19 protein-coding genes are annotated in these 21,720 nt (G+C 72.1%); 10 read left to right on the top strand and 9 right to left on the bottom strand.

From position 1 onward, the window contains the following. Positions 1 to 21 precede the first annotated feature (21 nt). The gene (locus V8690_RS33425) at positions 22 to 720 is read left to right on the top strand and encodes a response regulator transcription factor (protein ID WP_338783809.1); all 699 of its coding nucleotides are present in this window, start codon (positions 22 to 24) and stop codon (positions 718 to 720) included. Then, a complete protein-coding gene (locus tag V8690_RS33430) occupies positions 717 to 2,165 on the top strand; it encodes a HAMP domain-containing sensor histidine kinase (RefSeq protein WP_338783810.1) in 1,449 nt (482 codons plus the stop codon). Before V8690_RS33425 ends, V8690_RS33430 begins: the two co-directional genes overlap by 4 nt. A 34-nt stretch (positions 2,166 to 2,199) precedes the next feature. Here V8690_RS33430 and V8690_RS33435 read toward each other — a convergent pair whose 3' ends face one another. After that, positions 2,200 to 3,318 (bottom strand): DUF4037 domain-containing protein, encoded by a 1,119-nt coding sequence (locus V8690_RS33435; protein WP_338783811.1) that lies wholly within the window; start codon positions 3,316 to 3,318, stop codon positions 2,200 to 2,202. A gap of 214 nt (positions 3,319 to 3,532) precedes the next feature. Beyond that, positions 3,533 to 5,575 (bottom strand): glycosyltransferase family 39 protein, encoded by a 2,043-nt coding sequence (locus tag V8690_RS33440; RefSeq protein ID WP_338783812.1) that lies wholly within the window; start codon positions 5,573 to 5,575, stop codon positions 3,533 to 3,535. Between the two features lie 415 nt (positions 5,576 to 5,990). On the opposite strand from V8690_RS33440, the gene V8690_RS33445 reads away from it, so the two are divergent. The 5 genes from V8690_RS33445 to V8690_RS33465 all read left to right on the top strand — a co-directional run bounded on the left by V8690_RS33445 (position 5,991) and on the right by V8690_RS33465 (position 10,602). Continuing rightward, positions 5,991 to 7,118 (top strand): ABC transporter ATP-binding protein, encoded by a 1,128-nt coding sequence (locus tag V8690_RS33445; RefSeq protein ID WP_338783813.1) that lies wholly within the window; start codon positions 5,991 to 5,993, stop codon positions 7,116 to 7,118. Then, complete coding sequence (locus V8690_RS33450; RefSeq protein WP_338783814.1) at positions 7,115 to 7,813, top strand: ABC transporter permease subunit; 699 nt, start codon at positions 7,115 to 7,117, stop codon at positions 7,811 to 7,813. Before V8690_RS33445 ends, V8690_RS33450 begins: the two co-directional genes overlap by 4 nt. Then, a complete protein-coding gene (locus tag V8690_RS33455) occupies positions 7,810 to 8,475 on the top strand; it encodes an ABC transporter permease (RefSeq protein ID WP_338783815.1) in 666 nt (221 codons plus the stop codon). Before V8690_RS33450 ends, V8690_RS33455 begins: the two co-directional genes overlap by 4 nt. A gap of 94 nt (positions 8,476 to 8,569) precedes the next feature. Further along, positions 8,570 to 9,526, top strand: a complete 957-nt coding sequence (locus tag V8690_RS33460) for an ABC transporter substrate-binding protein (protein WP_338785538.1) — start codon at positions 8,570 to 8,572, stop codon at positions 9,524 to 9,526. A gap of 143 nt (positions 9,527 to 9,669) precedes the next feature. Further along, complete coding sequence (locus V8690_RS33465; protein WP_338783816.1) at positions 9,670 to 10,602, top strand: hypothetical protein; 933 nt, start codon at positions 9,670 to 9,672, stop codon at positions 10,600 to 10,602. A 12-nt stretch (positions 10,603 to 10,614) separates the two neighbouring features. Here V8690_RS33465 and V8690_RS33470 read toward each other — a convergent pair whose 3' ends face one another. The 5 genes from V8690_RS33470 to V8690_RS33490 form a co-directional block, all read right to left on the bottom strand. Beyond that, positions 10,615 to 11,199: an ATP/GTP-binding protein gene (locus V8690_RS33470; protein ID WP_338783817.1), complete on the bottom strand. Its 585-nt coding sequence runs from the start codon at positions 11,197 to 11,199 to the stop codon at positions 10,615 to 10,617. Beyond that, the gene (locus V8690_RS33475; protein ID WP_338783819.1) at positions 11,186 to 11,545 is read right to left on the bottom strand and encodes a DUF742 domain-containing protein; all 360 of its coding nucleotides are present in this window, start codon (positions 11,543 to 11,545) and stop codon (positions 11,186 to 11,188) included. The genes V8690_RS33470 and V8690_RS33475 overlap by 14 nt, the downstream gene beginning before the upstream one ends. A 1-nt stretch (position 11,546) precedes the next feature. Then, positions 11,547 to 11,978 carry a roadblock/LC7 domain-containing protein gene (locus V8690_RS33480; protein WP_338783820.1) on the bottom strand — a complete coding sequence of 144 codons (432 nt, stop codon included), beginning with the start codon at positions 11,976 to 11,978 and terminating at the stop codon, positions 11,547 to 11,549. Positions 11,979 to 11,992: 14 nt separating this feature from the next. After that, positions 11,993 to 14,536 (bottom strand): nitrate- and nitrite sensing domain-containing protein, encoded by a 2,544-nt coding sequence (locus tag V8690_RS33485; protein WP_338783821.1) that lies wholly within the window; start codon positions 14,534 to 14,536, stop codon positions 11,993 to 11,995. A 194-nt stretch (positions 14,537 to 14,730) separates the two neighbouring features. Next, a complete protein-coding gene (locus V8690_RS33490) occupies positions 14,731 to 15,741 on the bottom strand; it encodes a substrate-binding domain-containing protein (protein WP_338783822.1) in 1,011 nt (336 codons plus the stop codon). A gap of 338 nt (positions 15,742 to 16,079) precedes the next feature. On the opposite strand from V8690_RS33490, the gene V8690_RS33495 reads away from it, so the two are divergent. Next, the gene (locus tag V8690_RS33495; RefSeq protein WP_338783823.1) at positions 16,080 to 16,427 is read left to right on the top strand and encodes a metalloregulator ArsR/SmtB family transcription factor; all 348 of its coding nucleotides are present in this window, start codon (positions 16,080 to 16,082) and stop codon (positions 16,425 to 16,427) included. Then, positions 16,417 to 19,068: a magnesium-translocating P-type ATPase gene (mgtA, locus tag V8690_RS33500; protein WP_338783824.1), complete on the top strand. Its 2,652-nt coding sequence runs from the start codon at positions 16,417 to 16,419 to the stop codon at positions 19,066 to 19,068. Before V8690_RS33495 ends, mgtA begins: the two co-directional genes overlap by 11 nt. Here the strand turns inward: mgtA and V8690_RS33505 are convergent. Further along, entirely contained in the window at positions 19,059 to 20,594 is a 1,536-nt protein-coding gene (locus V8690_RS33505; protein WP_338785539.1) for an LCP family protein, read from the bottom strand. The two genes, mgtA and V8690_RS33505, sit on opposite strands and share 10 nt — an antisense overlap. Positions 20,595 to 20,671: 77 nt before the next feature. Between V8690_RS33505 and tatA the strand changes: the two genes are divergently transcribed. Beyond that, the gene (tatA, locus tag V8690_RS33510; RefSeq protein ID WP_338783825.1) at positions 20,672 to 20,920 is read left to right on the top strand and encodes a Sec-independent protein translocase subunit TatA; all 249 of its coding nucleotides are present in this window, start codon (positions 20,672 to 20,674) and stop codon (positions 20,918 to 20,920) included. On the opposite strand, the gene V8690_RS33515 is transcribed toward tatA, so the two are convergent. Next, positions 20,877 to 21,701 (bottom strand): hypothetical protein, encoded by an 825-nt coding sequence (locus tag V8690_RS33515; protein ID WP_338783826.1) that lies wholly within the window; start codon positions 21,699 to 21,701, stop codon positions 20,877 to 20,879. The genes tatA and V8690_RS33515 overlap by 44 nt on opposite strands. Positions 21,702 to 21,720: the final 19 nt, after the last annotated feature.

Genomic DNA, 21,720 nt, shown 5'->3' on the forward strand with positions numbered 1-21,720 from the left:
CACGTGAAGCACTATGAGCGGGTGGAAAAAGTACGACTCCTCGTCGTCGACGACGACCCGCCCATCGCCGACCTCGTCGCGACCGTCGCCCGCTACGAGGGCTGGGAGGCGGTCACGGCGTACTCCGGCGAGGACGCGCTGAAGCGGGCCGCCGAGTTCCACCCGGACATCGTGGTGCTCGACCTGATGCTGCCCGGCGTGGACGGCTTCGGCGTCCTGGACCGGCTGCGCGCCTCCGGCACGATGGTGCCGGTGGTGTTCCTCACCGCGCGCGACGGCGTCGCCGACCGTGTCGCGGGCCTGACCCGGGGAGGCGACGACTACCTGGTCAAGCCGTTCGCCGTGGAGGAGCTGATGGCCCGGCTGCGCACCGTGCTGCGGCGCAGCGCAGGGCCCGCCTTCCAGCGGTCCGTGCTCCAGGTCGGCGACCTGACCATGGACGAGGACACCCGCGAGGTGCGGCGCGGCGACACACTGCTGTCCCTCACCCCGACCGAGTACGAGGTGCTGCGCTACCTGATGCGCAAGTCGCCCACCGTGCTCACCAAGGCGCAGATCCTCGACCACGTGTGGGAGTACGGCTTCGGCGGCCGCTCCAACGTCGTCGAGCTGGTCATCAGCCGGCTGCGCCGCAAGCTCGACGAGACGGACGACGGCGGCGCACCGCTGATCCACACCGTGCGCGGATTCGGGTACGTCCTGCGGCAGGCCTCCGAGTGATCGCCCGGCTGCGGCGGGCCTACCGCGGGATGCGCCTGGGCACCCGGCTGGCCCTGGGGCTCGGCGCCCTGTCGCTGGTCGTGTTCGCCGTCGTCGGCACGGCCCTCACCACGTACATGCGGGACTACCTGTCGGCCCAGCTCGACACCCAGCTGGCGCAGGCCCAGATCGCCCAGTCCAAGAGCATCGCGGACTACGGCACGCTCTCGGGCAAGAAGTACTACAGCTGGTTCTACGCCGTGTACGACGTCTCAGGGGGCAGGCCCGAGCTGCGCAGGCCGGAGGACCCCGCCGACCTGCCCGAGGACGTCGACGACCTCACCGCCCTGGCCTCGGCGCAGACCGCCGCGCACACGGAGCTGCTGCGCACCGAGCACCTCAAGGGCGCGGGCACCTACCGGCTGCGCGCCTGCGAGGTCGAGCCCGGGGTGGTCCTGGTGAGCGCCGCGCCCATGGCGGACATCGAGGACACGGTCGGGCAGCTGATCACCATCCAGGTCGTCACCTTCGCGCTCGCGCTCCTCGCGCTGGTGGTCTTCGGCCGCCGCATGCTGCGCCGCGGGCTGAAGCCGCTCAGCGACATGGCGTCCACCGCGCACGGCATCGCCTCGCACGACCTGACCGAGTCGGCGGCCCGGCTGCCGCTGCGCGCCGACGGCCGGGACGGCGGGCCGGAGGTGGACGAGCTGCGGACCGCCTTCAACACGATGCTGGAGCACATCGACGACTCCCTCGCCGTGCGCGCGGAGGCCGAGCAGCGGCTGCGCCGGTTCGTCGCGGACGCCTCGCACGAGCTGCGCACTCCGCTGATGTCGGTACGCGGCTACGCCGACCTCTTCCAGTACGCCGCCGCCAACGCCCCCGAGGAACGCGACCGGCACCTGGCCCGGCTGCGGGCCGAGGCCGCCCGGATGGGTATCCTCCTGGACGACCTGCTGCTGCTCGCCCGGCTGGACGCGGCGGAGGTGGAGGCGCCGCTGCGGCTGGAGGACGCCGACCTGGTGGAGCTGGTCCAGCAGGCCGCCGACGCCTTCCGGGCCAGTCGGCCCGACCACCCGCTGACGGTGACCACCGGCCCGGGGGCGCTCAAGGTGCGCCTGGACCCGCAGCGCGTCCGCCAGGTCCTGGACAACCTGCTCGCCAACGCCGCCGTGCACACCCCGCCCGGCACGCTGGTCTCGATCACGGCCACCGTCACGGGGGACGCCGCCCGGGTCCGGGTCGCCGACGCCGGCCCCGGCATCCCGCCCGCCGACCGGGACCGGGTCTTCGACCGCTTCTACCGCGTCGACAAGGCCCGCAGCCGCGACCGCGGCGGCAGCGGCCTCGGCCTGTCGGTGGCGAACGACCTCGTGCGAGCGCACGGCGGCAGCATCGAGCTGACCAGCGAGCCGGGCGCGACCGTGTTCACGGTGTCGCTGCCACTCGGAGGACGGGAGGGCTGACCGGCGTCCCCTCATGCCCTCACGACTCATGCCCTCACGTCGACACGGTTCGCCGGAACGCGTCCGCAGCCGCGTGGACCGCGTTCGGCCGGCAGAGGAAATCGGTGCTGTCCGCCCACTGGTCCACGCCTCCCACTCGCGGCAACCGCCGAAGCTCCGGGTCCTGGACGCTCTGCGCCAGCGTGTGGGAGAAGCGCTCGGCGTGCAGGACCAGGAAGGGGCGCGAGTGGTAGGGCCGGCGCTTCGGGTCCACCGGGTCGATGAGCCCGGAGGCGTTCTGCAGGGAGGCGACGGTCTCGTAGGCGTCGCCGAGATGCCGTTCCCGGTCCGCGTAGTCCGTCGCGGAAAGGACGCCGCGCAGTGACGGAGCGAGCGACTCGGCCGCCGAGGTCTGTGCGAAGGCGCTGCCGAGCCACTTGCTGTACGGGGCGTACCGGCGCTCCAGCAGCAGGCACAGCCGCATCAGGTCCCGCACCAGACGGGCGGCCACGACCGCCGAGCCGATGTCGTCACCGACCTCCGCGCACCGGCCGACGAACGCCTCCTCCTGCGAGATCCGCTGCCACTGGCAGGCCAGCAGATACCGCCACACCTGCTCCGGATACCACGCCAGCCGGCCTCGCACCTCGGTGAGCGTGCCGACCCCGTCGTGGAAGACCGCTCCGCCGGTGGTCTCGGCAAGCCGTTGCTGCGGCATGGCCAGCCACGCGCGCACGGTGGGCCGGTCAGTGGCCGTACGCAGGCCGAGCTGCCGGTACAGCCACCCGTCCGGCTCCAGCACGTCGACGCGGTGGTTGACCGGGCCGTCCGTCAGCTCCATGAGACCGGACGCGTCCAGCGGATCGGTGCTCTCCCGGAAGTGGGTCGGCCAGCCGCGAACCTGCTTCGGCAGCCGTTCCGCCAGGGTCCGGCGGATGTCCTCGCCGTGCCGGGCACGGTCCTCGGCCGTGAGGAAGAGCTGCAGCCTCGGACCCCACTCGTGGTCGGCGGACCGTGCGGTGTCGAAGCCGAGTACCTCCGAGCCGGACCCCACACGGGCGGCCGCGTACCGCAATCCCGGGTAGTGGTCCCGCAGGATCGGCCGTACCGCCTCCTCGTACAGGGCCCTGGACAGCTCGATGCCGGGCAGGAACCCGGCGCCGGTGATGCTCATGCCGCCACTGTGGCCGACTCGGCCTGTCCCAGGCCAACGGTTATCCCACCACTCCGGCCGGTCGTGACCGTCGCGGTGACGAGCTCAGCGGGTAGGCGAACTCGCCCCGTGGGTTTGCCACTTCACGCTCGGCGAGGGTGCCGACCAGTTCCCGCGCGGGGACGGCGAAGGGCGGGCCGCCGGTGAAATGCGCGGCCCGCCCAGGAGTTGGCTCTCAGCTGACGTCGGAGGCGTCCAGGCGGTACAGGCCGCTGTGGTCGGTCACGGCGGTGCCGTGCTTCTTGACCCAGGTGGCGATTTCGGAGTTGGTGCCCTGCCCGCCGTCGCTGCTGACGACGATGTAGTGCAGCTCGCCCGCCTTCACCAGGCTCTTGAGCTTGGCGAGGGTCATCGCGTCGTCGGTGCCGGACCAGCCGCCCATGGAGATCACGGGCTCGCCGGACTCCAGGATGATCGAGGACGCGGTCTGGTCGGTGGCCACCGCCACGAGCCAGGTGGCGCCGTCCTGGTGCTTCTTCAGGTATGTGATCATGTCGGACGTGACCTGGGTGCCGCCGCCCATGCCGCCACCGCCGCCCGCCTGACGGGTGCCGGTGCTCGACGAGGAGGACGAGGAGCCGCTGCCGGACGGCGGCTGGCCCATGGACTGCCCGCCGGAGCTGTTGGTGCCGCTCGGTACGCCGCTCGGCCGCTGACCGCCGCCCATCCCGCCCCCGCTGTTCGGACCGGCCGTCGGATTGGTGCCGTTGGTGCTGGAGGTCGCCGCCGACACCGAGTACGCGGCCGGACCGGCGAGCAGGGCCACGATCGCCGCCACCGCCGCGACCCCGACCAGCCGGCGCCGCTTCGTGAACCGCCCGACCAGCAGCCCGATCACCGCGGCGGCACCGGCCACACCGGCGACGACCTGGGCGACCGTGTACAGCGTCCCCGAGCCGGACACCCGCTGGAGCAGGACGACCGCCCACACCGTGCTCGCCGCGACCGCGCCCGGCAGCACCCAGCCCCACTTCGCCGCCGATCCGTCGCGGAAGGCCCGGTACAGCATCACGCCGCCCGCACCGGCCAGGGCCGCGACGCCGGGTGCCATGGCGGTGACGTAGTACGGGTGGAAGGTGCCCTCGGCGAGGGAGAACGTCAGGTAGTGGAGGGCGAACCAGCCGCCCCAGAGCATCAGCGCCGCGCGCCGGGCGTCCGTCCGGGGAGCCCGGCCGCGCAGCACAAGCCCGCCGACGAGCGCGACGACCGCGAACGGGATCAGCCAGGAGATCTGCCCGCCCATGATCTCGTTGAACATCCGGTACAGGCCCGCCTCGCCGCCGAAGCTCGCGCCGTTGCCCTGCGAGCCGACCGACGAACTCGCTCCGAAGATACGGCCGAAGCCGTTGTAGCCGATGACCAGGTCCCACACCGTGTTGTCCGTGGAGCCGCCGATGTAGGGCCGCGAGGACGCCGGGATCAGGTCGACGACCACCATCCACCAGGCGCTGGAGACGACCAGCGCGACCGTGCCGACGGCGAGGTTGCGGAGCCGCCTGCCCAGGCCACCCGGCGCGGCCCACAGGTACACCAGGAAGAAGGCCGGCAGCACGACGTACGCCTGCATCATCTTCGTGTTGAACGCGAAGCCGATCGCGACCCCCGCCCACACCAGCGGCATCAGCCGCCCGGTGCGCACGGCCTTCAGCAGCGCGGCCGCGCCGAGCAGCATCAGGAAGACCAGGATCGGGTCGGGGTTGGTGTCGCGGTTGATGGCGACCGTGATCGGGGTGAGCGTCAGCGCGAGGGCCGTGATCGTTGCCGCCACCGGGCCGAAGTCCCGCTTGACCAGCCGGTACAGCAGTGCCACGGAGCCGACGCCGACCGTGACCATCGGCAGGGTCAGCTGCCAGGTGCCGTAACCGAAGACGCGGGCGGACAGGCCCATCACCCACAGCGCGAACGGCGGTTTGTCGACCGTGATGAAGCTGCCGGCGTCCAGCGCGCCGAAGAAGAACGCCTTCCAGCTCTTGGTGCCGCTGTAGACGGCCGCGTCGTAGAAGGTGTTGCCGGTGATGGAGGACAGGTTCCAGGCATAAAGCACCGTGGCCAGGACCAGGATCGCCCACAGGGCGGGGCGGGCCCAGCGAGGGTCGTCCGGGGCGCCGGTGAACAGCCTCCTCGTACGGGCGGCGAATCCACCGCCGGCGGCGGGCGGTGCGGCCCGGTGGCGGGGGCCGTCCTCGCGGACGGGGGGCGGCGGGGCGAGGGTCGTCATGACGCGTACTCCAGTGGGTGTTCGCCCCGGCGGGCAGGACGGCGGGGGTGGGGCGCGCGGCCGGCACCTGCGGGGTGCACGCCCGTCGGGGCAGGGCGGGGATGCGGACGATGCCGACGCGGCTGCCGTCGCCGGACGCCTCCCGCGTTCGTTTCGTTCATGACAGTGACGATCAGGGCCGCGTCTGGGGGATCCCTGAGCCGAGTCTGAGGGGACCGTGAGAATCAGCGGACTCACAGGGTGCCCACAGCTGAAATCGCCATCGCATGCCCGGAAGGTCGGCGCAGGGCTGCTGATCTGGTGAACGAGCCCCTCGGCCGTCGAAGCCACGCAACACAGGAGGTCTAGACTCTTCCGGCAGCGGTACGTGCGATCTTGGCCAATGCTTCCGCCAACCCGAAGGGTGTTCGGCGCCTTGATACGGATGGAATCAGTCACCAAGCGGTACCCGGACGGCACGGTCGCGGTAGACCGGCTCTCGCTGGAGATACCCGACCGCTCGATCACCGTCCTCGTCGGACCGTCGGGCTGCGGCAAGACGACCACCCTGCGGATGATCAACAGAATGGTCGAACCGAGTGAGGGAACGATCCTCCTCGACGGCGAGGACATCCAGCGGCAGCCCGTCACCACCCTGCGCCGGTCCATGGGTTACGTCATCCAGAACGCCGGCCTCTTCCAGCACCGCACCATCGTCGACAACATCGCGACCGTGCCCCGGATGCTCGGCTGGGGCAAGCAGAAGGCACGGGCGCGGGCGGCCGAACTGATGGAGCGCGTGGGGCTCGACGCCGCGCTCGCCAAGCGGTACCCCTACCAGCTGTCCGGTGGCCAGCAGCAGCGCGTCGGCGTGGCCCGGGCCCTCGCCGCCGACCCGCCGGTGCTGCTCATGGACGAGCCGTTCTCGGCGGTCGACCCGGTGGTGCGCAAGGGACTCCAGGACGAACTGCTGCGCATCCAGGATGAGTTGGGCAAGACCATCGTCTTCGTCACCCATGACATCGACGAGGCGATCAAGCTCGGCACGATGGTCGCCGTGATGCGCACCGGCGGCCACCTCGCCCAGTACGCGCCCCCGGCCGAGCTGCTGTCCAGCCCCGCCGACGCCTTCGTCGAGGACTTCCTCGGCGGCGACCGCGGCATCCGGCGCCTGTCGTTCTTCCCGTCCGCCGGGCTGGAGTTGACGAGCGACCCGGTGATCCCGCTCGACGCCACCGCCGAGCAGATCCAGATCGCCGCCCCCGACGCCCCTTACCTCCTGGTGACCGACGCGGACGGCCGGCCGCTCGGCTGGGGCGAGCCGCGGGACCTGCTCGCGGGGGACATCCGGCCGGAGGAACTGCTGTCCTGCGGGCGGCCGTTCGTGTCCGGCACCGACTCGCTGCGGGCCGCCCTCGACTGCGCGGTGCTGTCGCCGACCGGCTGGGCCGTCGCCGTGGACACCGGCGGGCGGGTGAGCGGCGTCGTCTCGCAGCAGACCATCGGCGAGGCGATCCGCAGCGCCCACGCGGCCGGGCGCGACGACGAGAAGGTCGCCGGATGAGCGACTATCTCCACGACTTCTTCGACATCCCGAGTGACCTCCAGCACAGCTGGATCGGGCTGGTCGGACTGCACCTGCGGGAGGCCCTGCTGCCCGTCGCGGCCGGACTGCTCCTCGCCCTGCCGATCGCCCAGCTCTGCGTGCGCTTCCGCTGGCTCTACCCGCCGGTCCTCGGCGTCACGACCGTGCTGTACGCCATCCCGTCGCTGGCGTTCTTCGTCGTCCTCATCGACTACACCGGGCAGACCGAACTCACCGTGATGATTCCGCTGGCCGTGTACAGCCTGGTGGTGCTCGTGCCGGCGATCGTCGACGGGGTGCGCTCGGTGCCGCAGGAGACCCTGTCCGCGGCCACCGCCATGGGCTTTGGACCCGTACGGCGGTACTTCCAGGTGCAGTTGCCGATCGCGGTCCCGGCGATCGTCGCCGGCCTGCGGGTGGCGACCGTGTCGAGCATCTCCCTGGTCAGCGTCGGCATGCTGATCGGCAACCAGGGCGCGCTCGGCAACCTGCTCCACGACGCCCAGATCTACAACCGGCCCGAACTGACCTGGAATTCCGTGATCACCACGGCCCTGCTGGCGATCCTCGTCGACGCCCTGCTGGTTCTCGTGCGCGTGCTGCTGACGCCCTGGATGCCCAGCGGCACGGCCCGCCGCAAGCAGGCTCCCGCCCTCAAGGACGCAGCCCGGTGAACGTACTCGACTTCATCAACGCCTTCTTCAGCGACAGCGCCCACTGGCACGGCTACGACGGCATCCCGGCCCGCCTCGCGGAACACGTGCGGTACACCCTGGAGGCGCTCGCCCTCGCCGCCGCGATCGGACTGCCGGTCGGCCTGGTCACCGGTCACTACGGGCGCGGTGGGAACGCCCTGTCCCTGCTCGCCACCGCCGGGCGGGCCCTGCCCAGTTTCGGCCTGCTGGTGCTGATGACGACCCTGCTGGGGTTCGGGATGCTGCCCGTGATGATCCCGCTGGTCGTCCTCGCCGTCCCGCCGATCCTCGTCACCACCTACGAGGCGATGCGGTCCGTCGACCCCTCGCCGGTGGACGCCGCTCGCGGCATGGGCATGCACGAGTCACGGATCCTCTTCCAGGTCGAACTGCCGGTCGCGCTGCCGCTGATCCTGAGCGGCCTGCGCTCGGCGGCCATCCAGATCGTGTCGACGGCGACCATCGCCGCGTACGTCAGCCTGGGCGGCCTCGGCCGGTACATCGTCGACGGCCTCTTCCAGCGCGACTACGAGAAGGTGGTGGGCGGCGCGACGCTGGTCGCCGTCCTGGCGCTGGTCACGCTCGCGCTGTTCTGGGCGGTCGCGCGGGTCACGGTGTCGCCCGGGGTGCGCAGAAGATGAGAGGCAGAGCGGCTCAATCCGCCGCAGATCGACGCCGATTGTAACCAGGCTGCTCTTGACTGACCGAATAACGGCTGGCTTGGATCAATGGGTGATTACTACGGCGAAGAGCAGCACCCGGTCCATCACGAGGCACCCCGGCGCGGCCGCAGTCGCGCTCGCCGCGACGGCAGCTCTTCTCGGAGGCTGTTCCTCCGGCGGCACCTCCGACGACCCGCTCAAGGGCGGCGGAGCGCAGAGCGGCACCGTCGTGGTCGGCTCCAACAACTTCGCCGAGAGCATCCTGCTCGCCGACATCTACGGCGAGGCCCTCAAGGCCAAGGGCATCAAGGTCACTTACAAGCCCAACATCGGCAGCCGTGAGACCACGTACGGCCTGATGAAGAACGGCACCATCACCGTGCTGCCGGAGTACAACGGCTCCCTGCTGGCCTACCTCGACGCCAAGGCCAAGCCGAAGACGGTCGAGGAGACCACGACCGCGATCAACGGCAAGCTCGACTCCAAGCTGGAACTGCTGAAGCCGTCGGCCGCGCAGAACAAGGACTCCGTGACCCTCAACGCTCAGACCGCGAAGAAGTACCAGCTCACCTCGGACTCCTCCATCGCCGACCTCAAGGGCATCGCCAAGGACCTGGTGTTCGGCGGCTCCCCGGAGTTCCAGACCCGGCACCAGGGTTTGGTGGGCCTGAAGTCGGTGTACGGGCTTGAGTTCAAGTCCTTCAAGTCCCTCGACGCGGGCGGGCCGCTGACCCAGACGGCGCTGAAGAACAACACCGTGCAGGCCGCGGACGTCTTCACCACCGACCCGACCATCGCCCGGGAGAAGTTCGTCGTCCTGAAGGACCCCGAGAACCTCTTCGGCTTCCAGAACGTGCAGCCGCTGGTCCGCAAGGGCGAGCTGTCCAAGGAGGGCGTCGAGGCACTCGACGCGGTCTCGGCCAAGCTCGACACGAAGGCCCTCCTCGACCTGGACGCACAGGTGCAGCTCCAGAAGAAGGACCCGCTGGACGTGGCCAAGGCGTGGCTGAAGTCGGCGGGTCTGGACTGACCCGACCCGGCTGCCTGTCAGAGACTGCCTGTCACGATGCGATAACAGGCTAGACCGGACCGGAAAGGGATCGAACGCGGGCCGGGGGCGGGGCGTCACAGGAGCGGAACCGTCACCGGTCACCGTGATCCCCTGGGAGAGCCATGCGTACCGACTTCGAGCGCACCGCCCGGATCCTCACCGTTCTCGCCCTGTGCGCCGTCGGAGCCGGCGCCGCAGCGGGGTGCGACAGCACGCAGGCGGGCAACGACGGCGGCAAGACCCGTGGCACCGAGCCGGCGCTGCGGTCGGAGGCCCGCGACCGCCGGGTCGCCGACGCCTGGGACGGCTCCGTGGCGGCCCGGCAGTGGCACGAGGGCTACCACCCCATGGGAGCGGTCGTCCAACTGCCCGGGGCGGGCCTCCTCCGCGACGCCGCCGACCGGCGCGCCTACGAGATCGGCAACTTCGAGCTGCGGGGGAAGCTGCCCGCCCCGCCCGGCGGGAGCGGACGGGTGACCTGGCGGAGCGGGGGCTCGCTCGCGACGCCGCTCATGGACGCCGAGAGGGCCTACACATCGCTGGACAGTGCCGACAGCCCCGGGCCGCGCCTGACCGTGACCGGGGCGAGGCTGGGCGAGATGACGGTGGTCACCAGCCGCGGCCCGGCGACCGTCCCCGCCTGGCTGTTCACCCTGGAGGGCTACGACAGTCCCCTCAAGCGTGCCGCGGTGAGCCCTTCCCCGCTCCCCAGGCCGCCGATCGGGCCGCTCGGGCAGGACGTACCCGCTGACGTGCTGGCGCCGCTCGGCGGCCTCACGGAGGTCGCGGCGAACGACCGGTCCGTCACCGTGGTGGCCCACCACGGAGCCTGTGACGACGGCCCCGCCGTGGAGGCGCTGGAGACGAGCGGCAGCGTGGTGCTGTCCGCCGCCGTGACGGGTGTCAAGGACGGTCCCTGCACGGGTGAACTGCGCGGTAAGAGGGTGACGGTGAAGCTGGACCGGCCGGTCGGTGACCGCATCGTCCTGGACGCGTTCACGGGCCGCCCGGTGCCGTACACCGAGTGGCCCGGGAACGCACGCGGCCGGAGCTGAGACACCCCCGGTTCAGGCCTGCACCGCCGTCGCGATCAGCTGGTCGATCAGGGCGATCAGCACGTCCCGGCACGACTCCTTCTCCCGCGCGTCGCACAGCAGCACCTGCACGTGCTCCGGTACCGCGAGCGCGTCGCGGATGTCCTCGGCCGGATACGGGTGTTCGCCGTGGAAGCCGTTGACCCCGACGACGAACGGGATGCCCCGGCGTTCGAAGAAGTCGATCGCGGCGAAGCTGGACTCGGGTCTGCGGACGTCGACCAGGACCACGGCGCCGAGCGCGCCGAGGGCCAGGTCGTTCCACATGAACCAGAACCGCTGCTGCCCCGGCGTACCGAACAGGTACAGCACCAGGTCCCGGCTGATGGTGATCCGGCCGAAGTCCAGGGCCACGGTGGTGGCCCGCTTCTCCTCGATACCGTCCAGGTCGTCGACGCCCAGACCGGCCATGGTCAGGGGTTCCTCGGTGCGCAGCGGGACGATCTCGCTGACCGACCCGACCATGGTGGTCTTGCCCACGCCGAAGCCGCCGGCGATGAGGATCTTGACCGTGTCGGGTGCCGAGGACGCGTCGGTGGCGACGTCAGAGCCGGCCAAGGCCGTCCCTCACTTTCTTCAGCAGGTCCAGGTCCGGTGTGGTACGGGAAACGAGGCGAGGCGGGCGGGCGGTGATCCGGCCCGCCTCCAGCAGGTCGCAGAGCAGGATGACGACCACGCTCACCGGCAGGTCGAGCCGGGCCGCCAGCTCCGCCACGGCGACCGGCTCGGCACACAGCCGGAGGATCCGGGTGTGCTCGGGCTGCGGCCGGGCCGTCCCGTCCGGCTGCGGATCGGCCGCGGTGACCGTCGTGATGAGCGTGAAGTCGGCGCGGCTGGGCCGGGTCCGGCCACCGGTCAGCGCGAACGGCCGTACGAGCCGTCCCGCCGAGTCGCCTCCGCCCACCTCACACGCCTGGGTCGACGACGGGCCCGGCCATGCCCCGCGGTGCCGCGCTGAGGTGCTCGCCGATCTTCTTCACCAGCATGTTCATCTGGTACGCCACCACACCGACGTCCGCGCCCGGCCCGGTGAGCACGACCAGGTGGGCGCCGGGACCGGCGGAGGTGAGGATCAGATAGCTGTGGGCCATCTCGATGAGCGCCTGGCGCACCGGACCGCCCCGGAAGTCCATGCTGACGCCCTTGCTGAGGCTCATCAGGCCGGACGCGGTCGCCGCGAGCCGCTCGGCGTCGTCACGCAGGAATCCGGTGGACTTGCTGACCACCAGGCCGTCCTCGGACAGCACCACGGCCTGGTTCACGTCGGCGACCCGCTCCACGAGTCCGGTCAGCAGCTGGTCGAGCTGGGTGTGCGTGGCGGGGATGGGGCGTGTCATTGCGGTGTCCTTCGTCAGCGGTCGGCGGGCGGAGTCGAGGGGACGGGGTCGGCCTGCCGGGGTGGTGCGGCCACCTCCTCGTCGTACGGCGGCTCGGCGTCGTCGTCACGGGCCCGGAGCGTGCCGCGCTGGAAGCCGGCCAGGGAGGAGGCGGCCGCTTCCGCGGTGAAGTCGTCGGGGGAACCGTCGTCGCCTGTGGGCGCGGGCTCCTCGCGCAGTTCCTGCACCAGGCTGGTCTGCGGCACCCGGCGGGGGAGCGGGGCGAGACCGTCCCGGCGGGGGATGACCGCGCGGGCGGACGCGGCGGCGGGGGCGGTCCGGGCCGCGGCGAGGGGCCGGGGGGCGCGCGCGGACTCGGCGGTGGTGCCCGCGGCACCCTCCGGTTCCCCGGCGTCCGTGGGCTGGTTGGCGTTCTCGGCGTCCACCGGCCTCCACCCGTCGACCGCACCCCGTACGTCCACAGCACTCCGCCCGTCCACTGGGCTCCGCCCGTCAGGGCTCTGCCCGTTCTTCGCACCGCCACCGGTCTGCGGGCCGTCGCCCGCCCCTCTCGGGCCGACGGAGGCGGCGAGGCCGTTCGCGCCGGCCATGTCCTTGGCGTCCCGCGGGTCCGGCGCACCGGCCTCCGGGAGCTCCCGCACCACGATGTCGTGCGGTATCAGCACGATCGCCGTGGTCCCGCCGTACGGTGACGAGCGCAGGGTGACGGCGATGCCGTGCCGGTGGGCCAGCTGGGCGATCACGAACATGCCGAGCCGCAGGTCGTCGGCGAGCGCCACCACGTCGAACTGCGGGGGCACCGCGAGCTGTTCGTTGAAGGACGCGTAGTCCTCCTCCGACATGCCGAGGCCGCGGTCCTCGATCTCGACGGCCAGGCCCTTGGCGACCATCCCGGCCCGCACCGTGACGGGGCTCGGGGCGGGGGAGTACGCGGTCGCGTTGTCGATGAGCTCGGCCAGCAGATGGATGACGTCGGCCACCGCGGGCGGCGCGACGTACACCTCCTCCTCGGTGTGCACCTCCACCCGCTGGTACTCGGCGACCTCACCGATCGCACTGCGCAGGATGTCGATCAGCGCGACCGGCTCGGTCCAGCTGCGGCCGGGCCGTTCGCCGCTGACGATGACGAGGTTCTCCTCGTAGCGGCGCAACTGGCTGGCCGTGGAGTCCAGTTCGTACAGGCCCCTGAGGATGTCGGGGTCGGAGTGCTCGCGTTCCAGCGTGTCGAGCTTGCTCAGCTGGAGGTTGACCAGGTTCTGGCTCTGCCGCGCTATGCCCAGGATGATCTTCTGGAAGCCGCGCCGGGTGTCGGCGAGTTCGACCGCGGTGTGCACGGCCGTGCGCTGGGCGGCGTTGAACGCCTGGGCCACCTGGCCGAGTTCGTCGTGCCCGTAGTCCAGCGGGGTCGTCGCCGACTCCGGGTCGACCGTCTCGCCCCGCTCCAGCCGCGCCACCACGTCGGGCAGCCGCTCCTGCGCGAGGCTGACGGCGGCCCGGCGCAGGCCGCGCAGCCGCCGGGACAGCGAGCGGGTGATCCGCCAGGACATGCCGACGCACACCAGCAGCGCGAGCAGCCCGCCGGCGCTCAGGATCCCCGCCTTGACGAGCAGCCCGTTCGCCTTGTCCGCACTGCGTTCGAGTAGGCCCGTCGTCTGCCGCTGGATCAGACTCGCGTACTGCTCGGACAGCTTGTCCATGGCGGCGTTCCACCGCTTCTGGGCGTCCGGCAGGGCGATGCGGTCCGCGGCCGCGCTGGAGTTGCGGGCCGCCAGCACCTGGTCCTCGATCGTCTGGAGCGTCTGCCACTGCGGGCTCGCCAGGATCCGCTCGGTCTGTGTCTTGGCGCTGCCGGTCAGCTGCGGCTCGACCTGGTCCTGCACCAGCCAGCGCCGGGTGTTCACCAGCTCCGCGAACCGCACCCAGGCCTTGTCGTCGAGGTGCCCGGACGGCCAGGCCAGGGTCAGCTGCGCGTCCTCCCGGGAGACCAGCTCCGCGGCGTGCTCCAGCGCGATCAGCGGACCGGCCTGCGAGGTGAGGTCGCCGTCGTCGACCTGGGAGAGCTCCTGGAAGGCGTGGATCTGGTCGTCGATGATCGAGGAGTACTGGTCCAGCGCCTGCTGGGGGGTGATGTCGGTCGGTTTGTCCACCTGGTCCCGGTAGTACTCCAGGCTGCCCACCGAGCCCAGCACCGAGTACAGCCGGTCCGAGATGCGGGAGGGCGCCTTCTCGATCGCGTCCGCCTGCCCGACCAGCTTCGCGACCGCCGCGTCGGTCTCCTCGCGCTGTGCGTCGAGGGCGGCCCGGGAACCGTGCGGCGAGGCCAGCCAGGCCGCCGACAGGCTGCGTTCCCGCTGGAGCGCGAGCGTCGTGTCGGTGCCCATGGCGCCGGTGGACCGGCTCAGCTCCGTCTGGTCACGCAGCCGAAGTCCCTCCGAGAACATCTGGATGGTCGTCACGCCCCACATGGCGGCGAGGGTGACGCTGGGCACCAGGGCCAGGAGCACCAGGGAGAGGCGTATGGAACCGAGGCGGCGCCGGGCACCTGTCCGTCGAGACATCGTCGTCCTAGGGCGATCAGCAGGGAGCGAGGAACGGGAAGGCGGAACGGTGGGGGCGGGGGGTGGAGGACGGGCGCGGGGATGTTCGCGTGCCGGTTACGGCACATGGGATGCGCAGGATGTTATCCGTACAAGTGACCGTAGGGGCCGGGCCTGACCGAATCTTTGGCGACACCGTCACAGGACGTGCCCGGTCAGCGGGTCCCGGCGGCGGCGAACCGTGCCACCGCGGACACGTTGGACCTGGTCACGAATGCCGGACCGGTGAGCACCGGAGCCGTCCCGCCGCCGCTGACGTTGCCGTTGGTCCGGTACAGCCACAGGGCGTCCACCGCGAGGTAGCCCTGGAGGTAGGGCTGTTGGTCCACGGCGAACTGCACCCCGCCGTCCCGGATCGCCTTGACCAGGTCCTTGTCGAGGTCGAACGTGGCGACCTTGGCTCTGCTGCCGGCCTGCTCGACGGCCTTGACCGCGCTGCGCCCGTACTGGGCGCCCAGGGTGACGACCTCGTCGATGCTGGAGTCCTGCCGCAGCCGGGAGGCGATCGTGGCGGTCACCGCGTTCATGTCGCTGCCGTCCACATACAGGTTGTCGGTGTCGCCGTCGAACGTCTTCCGCACGCCGGCGCAGCGGGCCTCCAGCGCGACGTTGCCCCGCTCGTGCACCACGCACAGGGCGTGCTTGGCCCTGAGTTCGTCCAGCTTGTCGCCGACGGCCTGGCCGGCGACGGACTCGTCCTGGCCGAAGTACTCCAGCAGGCCCGCCTGCCGCCAGGCGTCGATGCCGGAGTTGAGCCCGACGACGGGTATGCCGGCCGCCTTGGCCCGGGCGATCGGCCCCCGCATCGCCGCCGGCTTGGCCAGCGTCACCGCGATGCCGTCGACCTTGTCGCGGACCGCGTCCCGCACCAGCGCGGCCTGCGCGGTCGCGTCGGAGTCGCTGGCGTACGCCAGGTCGATGCCGTCCTTGGCCGCCGCCGCCTCGGCGCCCCTGCGCACCAGGTCCCAGAAGGCGTCGCCCTTGCCGCCGTGCGTGACCAGGGCGACCTTCATCCCGCCGCCCGACCCGCCCACCGGGTCCGCGTCCGACCCGTCGTCACTCGCGCCGAGGACGGAGCAGCCGGCCACCAGCAGACACACGGCGGACACCATGGCCGCGACACGGGTGAGTCTCGCGGAGGTGTGCGGCGGGGGAGGAGTGTTCATGAGGGGCGGACCTCGCTGTGCGGCCGAGCTGGAGCAGGGGGAGAGCACAGGCGGTCCGCACCTGAGCACGGACCGGATGACTCTCGCTGGCCCGGAGCCAACCGTGTGTGACCACTGGGCGTCAAGTGAGCAGCCACCTGCCGTGAGTTGATGCTGCCGCATCGTGATGATCTGTTCGATGGGCCGAACGGCCGAGGTCATCCCCTGGTTTTCCGTACCGTCCGCGCGGTTCGGACGCCCTCGGTCCTGCACGAGAAGGCCTCCCGAGTCGGCTGCCGGGCCCCGCCTAGACTGGTGCGGCTCACAGGACGACGGAGGCGACGGAAGGGGCGGCGACGGTGGCGACAGCCGGCAGTGTCTTCGAGGACCCGCCCGCCGACGTGCTCGCCGAGGCGGCCGCGGCCTTCGGGCTGCTTGCCTCGCCCGCCCGGCTGCACATCGTCTGGGCGCTGGCCCAGGGCGAGAGCGACGTGACCGGGCTCGCCGAGCGGGTCGGCGGCGCGCTGCCCGCGGTCAGCCAGCACCTCACCAAGCTGAAGCTGGCCGGGCTCGTCCGCTCCCGCCGCGAGGGCCGCCGGCAGGTGTACTACGTCGACGACCCCGACATCGTCGACGTCGTACGGCTCATGGTGGGCCGGCTCACCGACCGCGCCGCGCCGCCGCGCCGCCGCCTCCATGGCCTGTGAGACCGCCGGGGGCACCACCCTGGAGGTGCTGCGACGGCTGGAGTCGGGGCCCCGGGGACTGACCGAGACCGAGGCCGCGTCCAGGCTGGTCACCCACGGCGAGAACACCCTGCCGCAGCGGCGTACGCCGTCCTGGCCCCGCCGGTGCGCGCACGCCCTGCGCGACCCCTTCACCGCCGTCCTGCTCTGCCTCGGCCTGGTGTCCGCCGCCGTCGCCTCATGGGGCACCGCCGTGGTGATCCTCGCCCTGGTCGCGGTCAGTTGCGTGCTGCGCGCGAGCGGGGAGCGCCGGGCCGACCGCTCCATGGCCGCCCTGCGCGAACTGGTCGCCGGCACGGCCACGGTGCTGCGGCGCGACATCGCCCACGAACCGCCACGGCCCCGCGAGGTGCCGGTCACCGAACTGGTCCCCGGCGACGTCCTGCGCCTCGGCCCCGGGGACCTGATACCGGCGGACGTACGACTGCTCCAGGCCCGGGGGCTCGCCGTGTACCAGGGGGTTCTGACCGGGGAGTCGGCGCCGGTGGGGAAGACGGCGGTGGAGGTGCCCGGCAAGCGCGCGGCGGGCGGCGGATCCGGGGGCGGTGAGTCCGGCGGGTCCGGGCCGGTGTCCTTGTCCGCCGGAGACGTGCCCTCGCCCGCCGTCGACGTGCCGGGCCGGTCCGAAGCCGCCGCCGACGGGCCCGGTGCGCCCGGGGGCAACCCCTTCGACGCGCCCCATCTGTGTTTCCAGGGGAGTGCTGTCGCACGGGGCACCGCCACCGCCGTCGTGGTCGCGACCGGGGACGGGACCCGGTTCGCCGCCGCTCACCGGCAGCCGGCCGCGCGCCGGGAGGGCGGGGCCTTCGACCGGTCCGTGCACGGCATCTCCTGGGTGCTGATCCGGTTCATGCTGCTGACGCCGCCCCTCGTGCTGATGGCGAACGCCGCGCTGCGCGGACGTGGTCTGGAGACACTGCCCTTCGCCGTCGCGGTTGCCGTGGGGCTGACGCCCGAGATGCTGCCGGTGATCGTCACCACCTGCCTCGCCCGTGGCGCCACCCTGCTCGCCCGTACCCACGGCGTGATCCTCAAACGGCTGCCCGCGCTGCACGACCTGGGCGCGGTCGACGTGCTGTGCGTCGACAAGACCGGCACCCTCACCCAGGACCGGCCGGTCGTCGAACGGGCCCTCGACCCGGCCGGCCGGGACGACCCGGAGGTGCTGCGCTGGGCCGCCGTCGGCGCCTGGTGGACCCTCCAGCTCGCCGAACCGCCCGCGCCGGACGCCCTCGACGAGGCCCTGCTGGAGGCGGCCGGGCCGGTGGGCGAGGAGTACGACGGCGTGGACGCCGTGCCGTTCGACCCGGTACGGCGCATCTCGACGGCGGTGGTACGCGGCTCCCTCGGGCGCCACACCGTCGTCGTCACCGGCGCCGCCGAGGCCGTGGTGGAGCGCTGTACGACGGAGCCGGGCGAACGCGACCGGCTGCTGGCGCTCGCCGCCCGGGAGGCGGACGCCGGGCTGCGGGTGCTCGCCGTCGCGACGGCGGACCGCCCGGCCGGTGCGCGCACGCCCGACGCACGGGGCCTGACCTTCCGGGGCCTGGTCACCTTCCGGGACGCCCTCGCCCCGACCGCTGCCGAGGCCCTGCGCGGCCTGGCCGACCGCGGCGTCACCGTGAAGGTCCTCACCGGCGACCACCCCGCCACCGCGGCCCGGGCCTGCCGGGAACTCGGCCTGGATCCGGGGGAGGTACGGACCGCCGCCCAACCGGGAGGCACCGAGGCCGTCGGCGAGGCGACCGTCGTCGCCCGCTGCACCCCGCAGGACAAGGCCCGCGTCGTCGCCGCCCTGCGCGCCGCCGGGCACACCGTCGGGTTCCTCGGCGACGGGGTGAACGACGTGGCCGCGCTGCGTGCCGCCGACGTCGGCCTCGCGCCCCGCTCCGCCGTCGGCGTGGCACGGGAGAGCGCCGACGTCGTCCTCGCCGAGAAGGACCTGACGGCGATCGGCCACGCGATCACCGCCGGTCGGCACGCGAGCGGCAACATCGCCTCGTATCTGCGCGTCACGCTCTCCTCCAACCTGGGCAACGTCGTCGCGATGCTCGCCGCGGGTCTGCTCCTGCCCTTCCTTCCCATGCTCCCGGCCCAGGTGCTCGCCCAGAACCTGTGCTTCGACGCGGCCCAGCTCGCCTTCGCCCACGACCGTCCCGGCACGGCGGCCCTGCGCGCTCCCGCCGTGCTGCGGCCGCGCTCCTTCCTCCGGTTCGTCACCGGCTTCGGCCTGCTCAACGCGGTCGCCGACCTCGCCACCTTCGCCGTCCTCGCGTTCGCGCTCAACGGCCCCGACGCCTTCGACGACGAAGCCGTGTTCCACTCGGCCTGGTTCACCGAGAACCTGATCACCCAAGCCCTGGTGATGCTGCTCCTGCGCACCGGCCGCCGCGCCGAGGGGAGCCGTACGCCCGGCCCGGTCGCTCTCGCGGCGGCCGGCCTCGCGGCCGTCGGCCTGCTGCTGCCGCCGAGCCCGCTCGGCGCGGCCCTCGGCATGACGGCCCTGCCCACCGCGTACTACCTGCTGCCGGCGGTGGTGCTCGGCCTGTACGCCCTGGCCCTGACGGCGGCCCGTGCCCGGCACCGGCAGCGTCAGCCGTAGGTGAGGTCCGAGCAGGGGTTCTCGTCGGCGGACCGGGCCCCGTCGGCCACCTCGGACGGTACGGCGGTCGGAGCCGGGGACGCGGAAGGGGCCGCCGCCGGGCTGTCCGCGTACGACTGCCCCAGCACGACGCTGATCCCGCTGCGGGTCACGGACTGGAGCTCGGCGCCGGGGAAGGCCGCCGCCGCGGTCCGGGCCCGCTCCTCCAGGCCGGGGCCGTACTCGACCAGTGTCGTGGTGTGGTCCTGGGCGGATGCCGTCGCCGTGCCCGTGACGGTGAAGCCGTCCGCGGTGAGAGCGGCGGCGGCGCGGGCGGCCAGGCCGGGGACGGCGGTGCCGTTGTAGACGGCGACGTCGATGCCCTCACCGGAGATGGGCGTGGGGGAGACGGGGGTTTCAGAATTCGACGGCCCGGTCCTCTTCCCACCGGCGTCCTTGCCGTCGATCGTGCGGTCGGCCCTGAGCGAGGCCCACAGGGCGTCGGCGTCCGGCTGCACGATCGCGACCCGCGAACCCTCGTAGCGCCAGGGCAGGGTGACGAACTTCGTGTCGTGCAGGTCGATGTCCTTCAGAGACATCGCGAACGAGATCAGCTTGTCGGCGGATCCGAGGCCGGGGTCGACGGTCAGCGACTTCGTGGCGGCGTCGGCCAGCGGCAGCAGCCTCGTCGGGGTGAGGCCCTTGCTCTTCACCTCCTTCAGCAGGCTCGCCACGAACGCCTGCTGGCGCTTGATCCGGCCGATGTCGGAACCGTCGCCGATGCCGTGCCGGATGCGAACGTAGTCCAGCGCCTTCTGGCCCGAGACGGTCTGCTCGCCCTTGGGGAAGAGCAGCTTGCCCGGGGCGGTGAGGTGCGGGTTGAGGTCGTTCTCGTAGACGTCCTGAGGCAGGCACACCTTGACACCGCCCACCACGTCCGTCAGCCGCGCGAAGCCCTTGAAGTCGACGACGACGGTGTGGTCGACGCGCAGTCCGGTGAGCTGTTCGACCGTGTTCTGGGTGCAGGCGGGGTTGCCCTTGGCGGTCTGGCCGACCGAGTACGCGGCGTTGAACATCGTGTCCGGCTGGGCCTTCGTCCAGCTGCCGTCGGGCAGTCTGCACGGCGGGATGGTGACCAGGGTGTCGCGGGGGATGGAGACGGCGATGGCGTGCCGGTGGTCGGCGTAGACGTGGAGCAGGAACGCGGTGTCGGAGCGGCCCACGTCGTTCTTGTCTCCGCCGCCCAGGGCCTCGTTGCCGCCGGTGCGGGTGTCCGAGCCGATGACCAGGACGTTCTCGCCCTTCGACGAGCCGGCCTCGGGGCGGTGGTCGGAAAGGCCGCCGGAGTCGAAGGTGCTGATGTCGCCGTCCAGCTTCAGATAGAGCCAGCCGGCTCCGCCCGCGGCGAGCACGAGCAGGGCCAGGCAGACGGCGAGACCGACGCGTATGCCACGACCACGCCGGCGACGAGCGCGTCGTCGCCTGTGGTCCCGCTGGGCGGCCCTGTGCCGCTGCGGCTCCGTCCTCCGGCTGCTGGTGACCGTCATCGGCGTCTGCTTGCCTTCCACCCGGGGGTTGTACAGTTGCGCAATGTAGCAACTGTCGAAGAGAGAGAGGGCATGACGTGCTGCGCAACGGACTGGAGCCCTGGCATCTGCTGATCGTGGCGATCGTCGTGATCGTCCTGTTCGGCTCGAAGAAGCTGCCCGACACGGCGCGTTCGCTCGGCCGCTCGATGCGGATCCTCAAGAGCGAGGCGAGGGCACTGAAGGAGGAGGGCGCCGCGGACCCGGCCTCCGGTGATCCGGCCGGGCCCGCCGCGCAGCCCGTCAGCCCGTCAGAACCGGTAGCGACCGATGGCCGTGGGAGATGAACGAGTCCACCGGCCGCAGCTCGTCCGACGGTACGGCGAGGGTGAGGCCGGGGAACCGCTCGCACAGGGCCGGTCGACCGTCGTCTCGTGGCCGGCGCTGATCATCAGCATCAGCGTGTCGAGCAGCTCCTCCTCGCGGGCCCGCGATCAGCGCGCTGGTCAGGTCGTCGCCGGGCGCCGCCCGTTTCACGGCGACGAGCTCGCCGAGGACGGCGTGGAACCGGGCGTAGATGTCGGTGACTTCGGCCGCGTCGGCCCAAGGTGTGGAAGACGCCGTCCACCACGACGCGCAGCTCGGGTCCCAACTCCTCGGGCAAGCCGACGGTTCGCCGATGACCTGGATGGGCAGCGGAGAGCAGGACTCCTCTCGCAGATCGACCGCGCCGCCGCCCGCCCCGTCGTCGGCCCCGGCATGGCGACCCGGTCGAGCGGCTCCGCGGTGATCTCCTCGATCCGGGGCCGCGGTGCGGCGGGCGGTGAACGCCTTGGAGACGAGGGTGCGCAGCCGTTTGTGCCCGGTGCCGGAGACCGTGAACATCTTCCGCACGGCGGCCCAGGTGTACAGCGGCCAGTCAGATGAGACCTCGCCGTCGAGCCGGCGGGGCCAGTGCCGGCGCGCGTCCTTCGACACCCGTGGGTCGGTGAGCAGCCGCTTCAGCAGCGGGGCGCTGCTGATCGCCCAGGCCGGGACGCCGTGGGGGAGTTCGACGGGGGTGACGGGTCCGCGCTCGCGGATCCGGGCGGCCTCGCCGTGGACGTCGCGGCCGGTCGGGGCGATCACTGTCGGGTGCGTGCATTCC

The organism is Streptomyces sp. DG1A-41 (assembly GCF_037055355.1).
Taxonomy (GTDB): Bacteria; Actinomycetota; Actinomycetes; order Streptomycetales; family Streptomycetaceae; genus Streptomyces.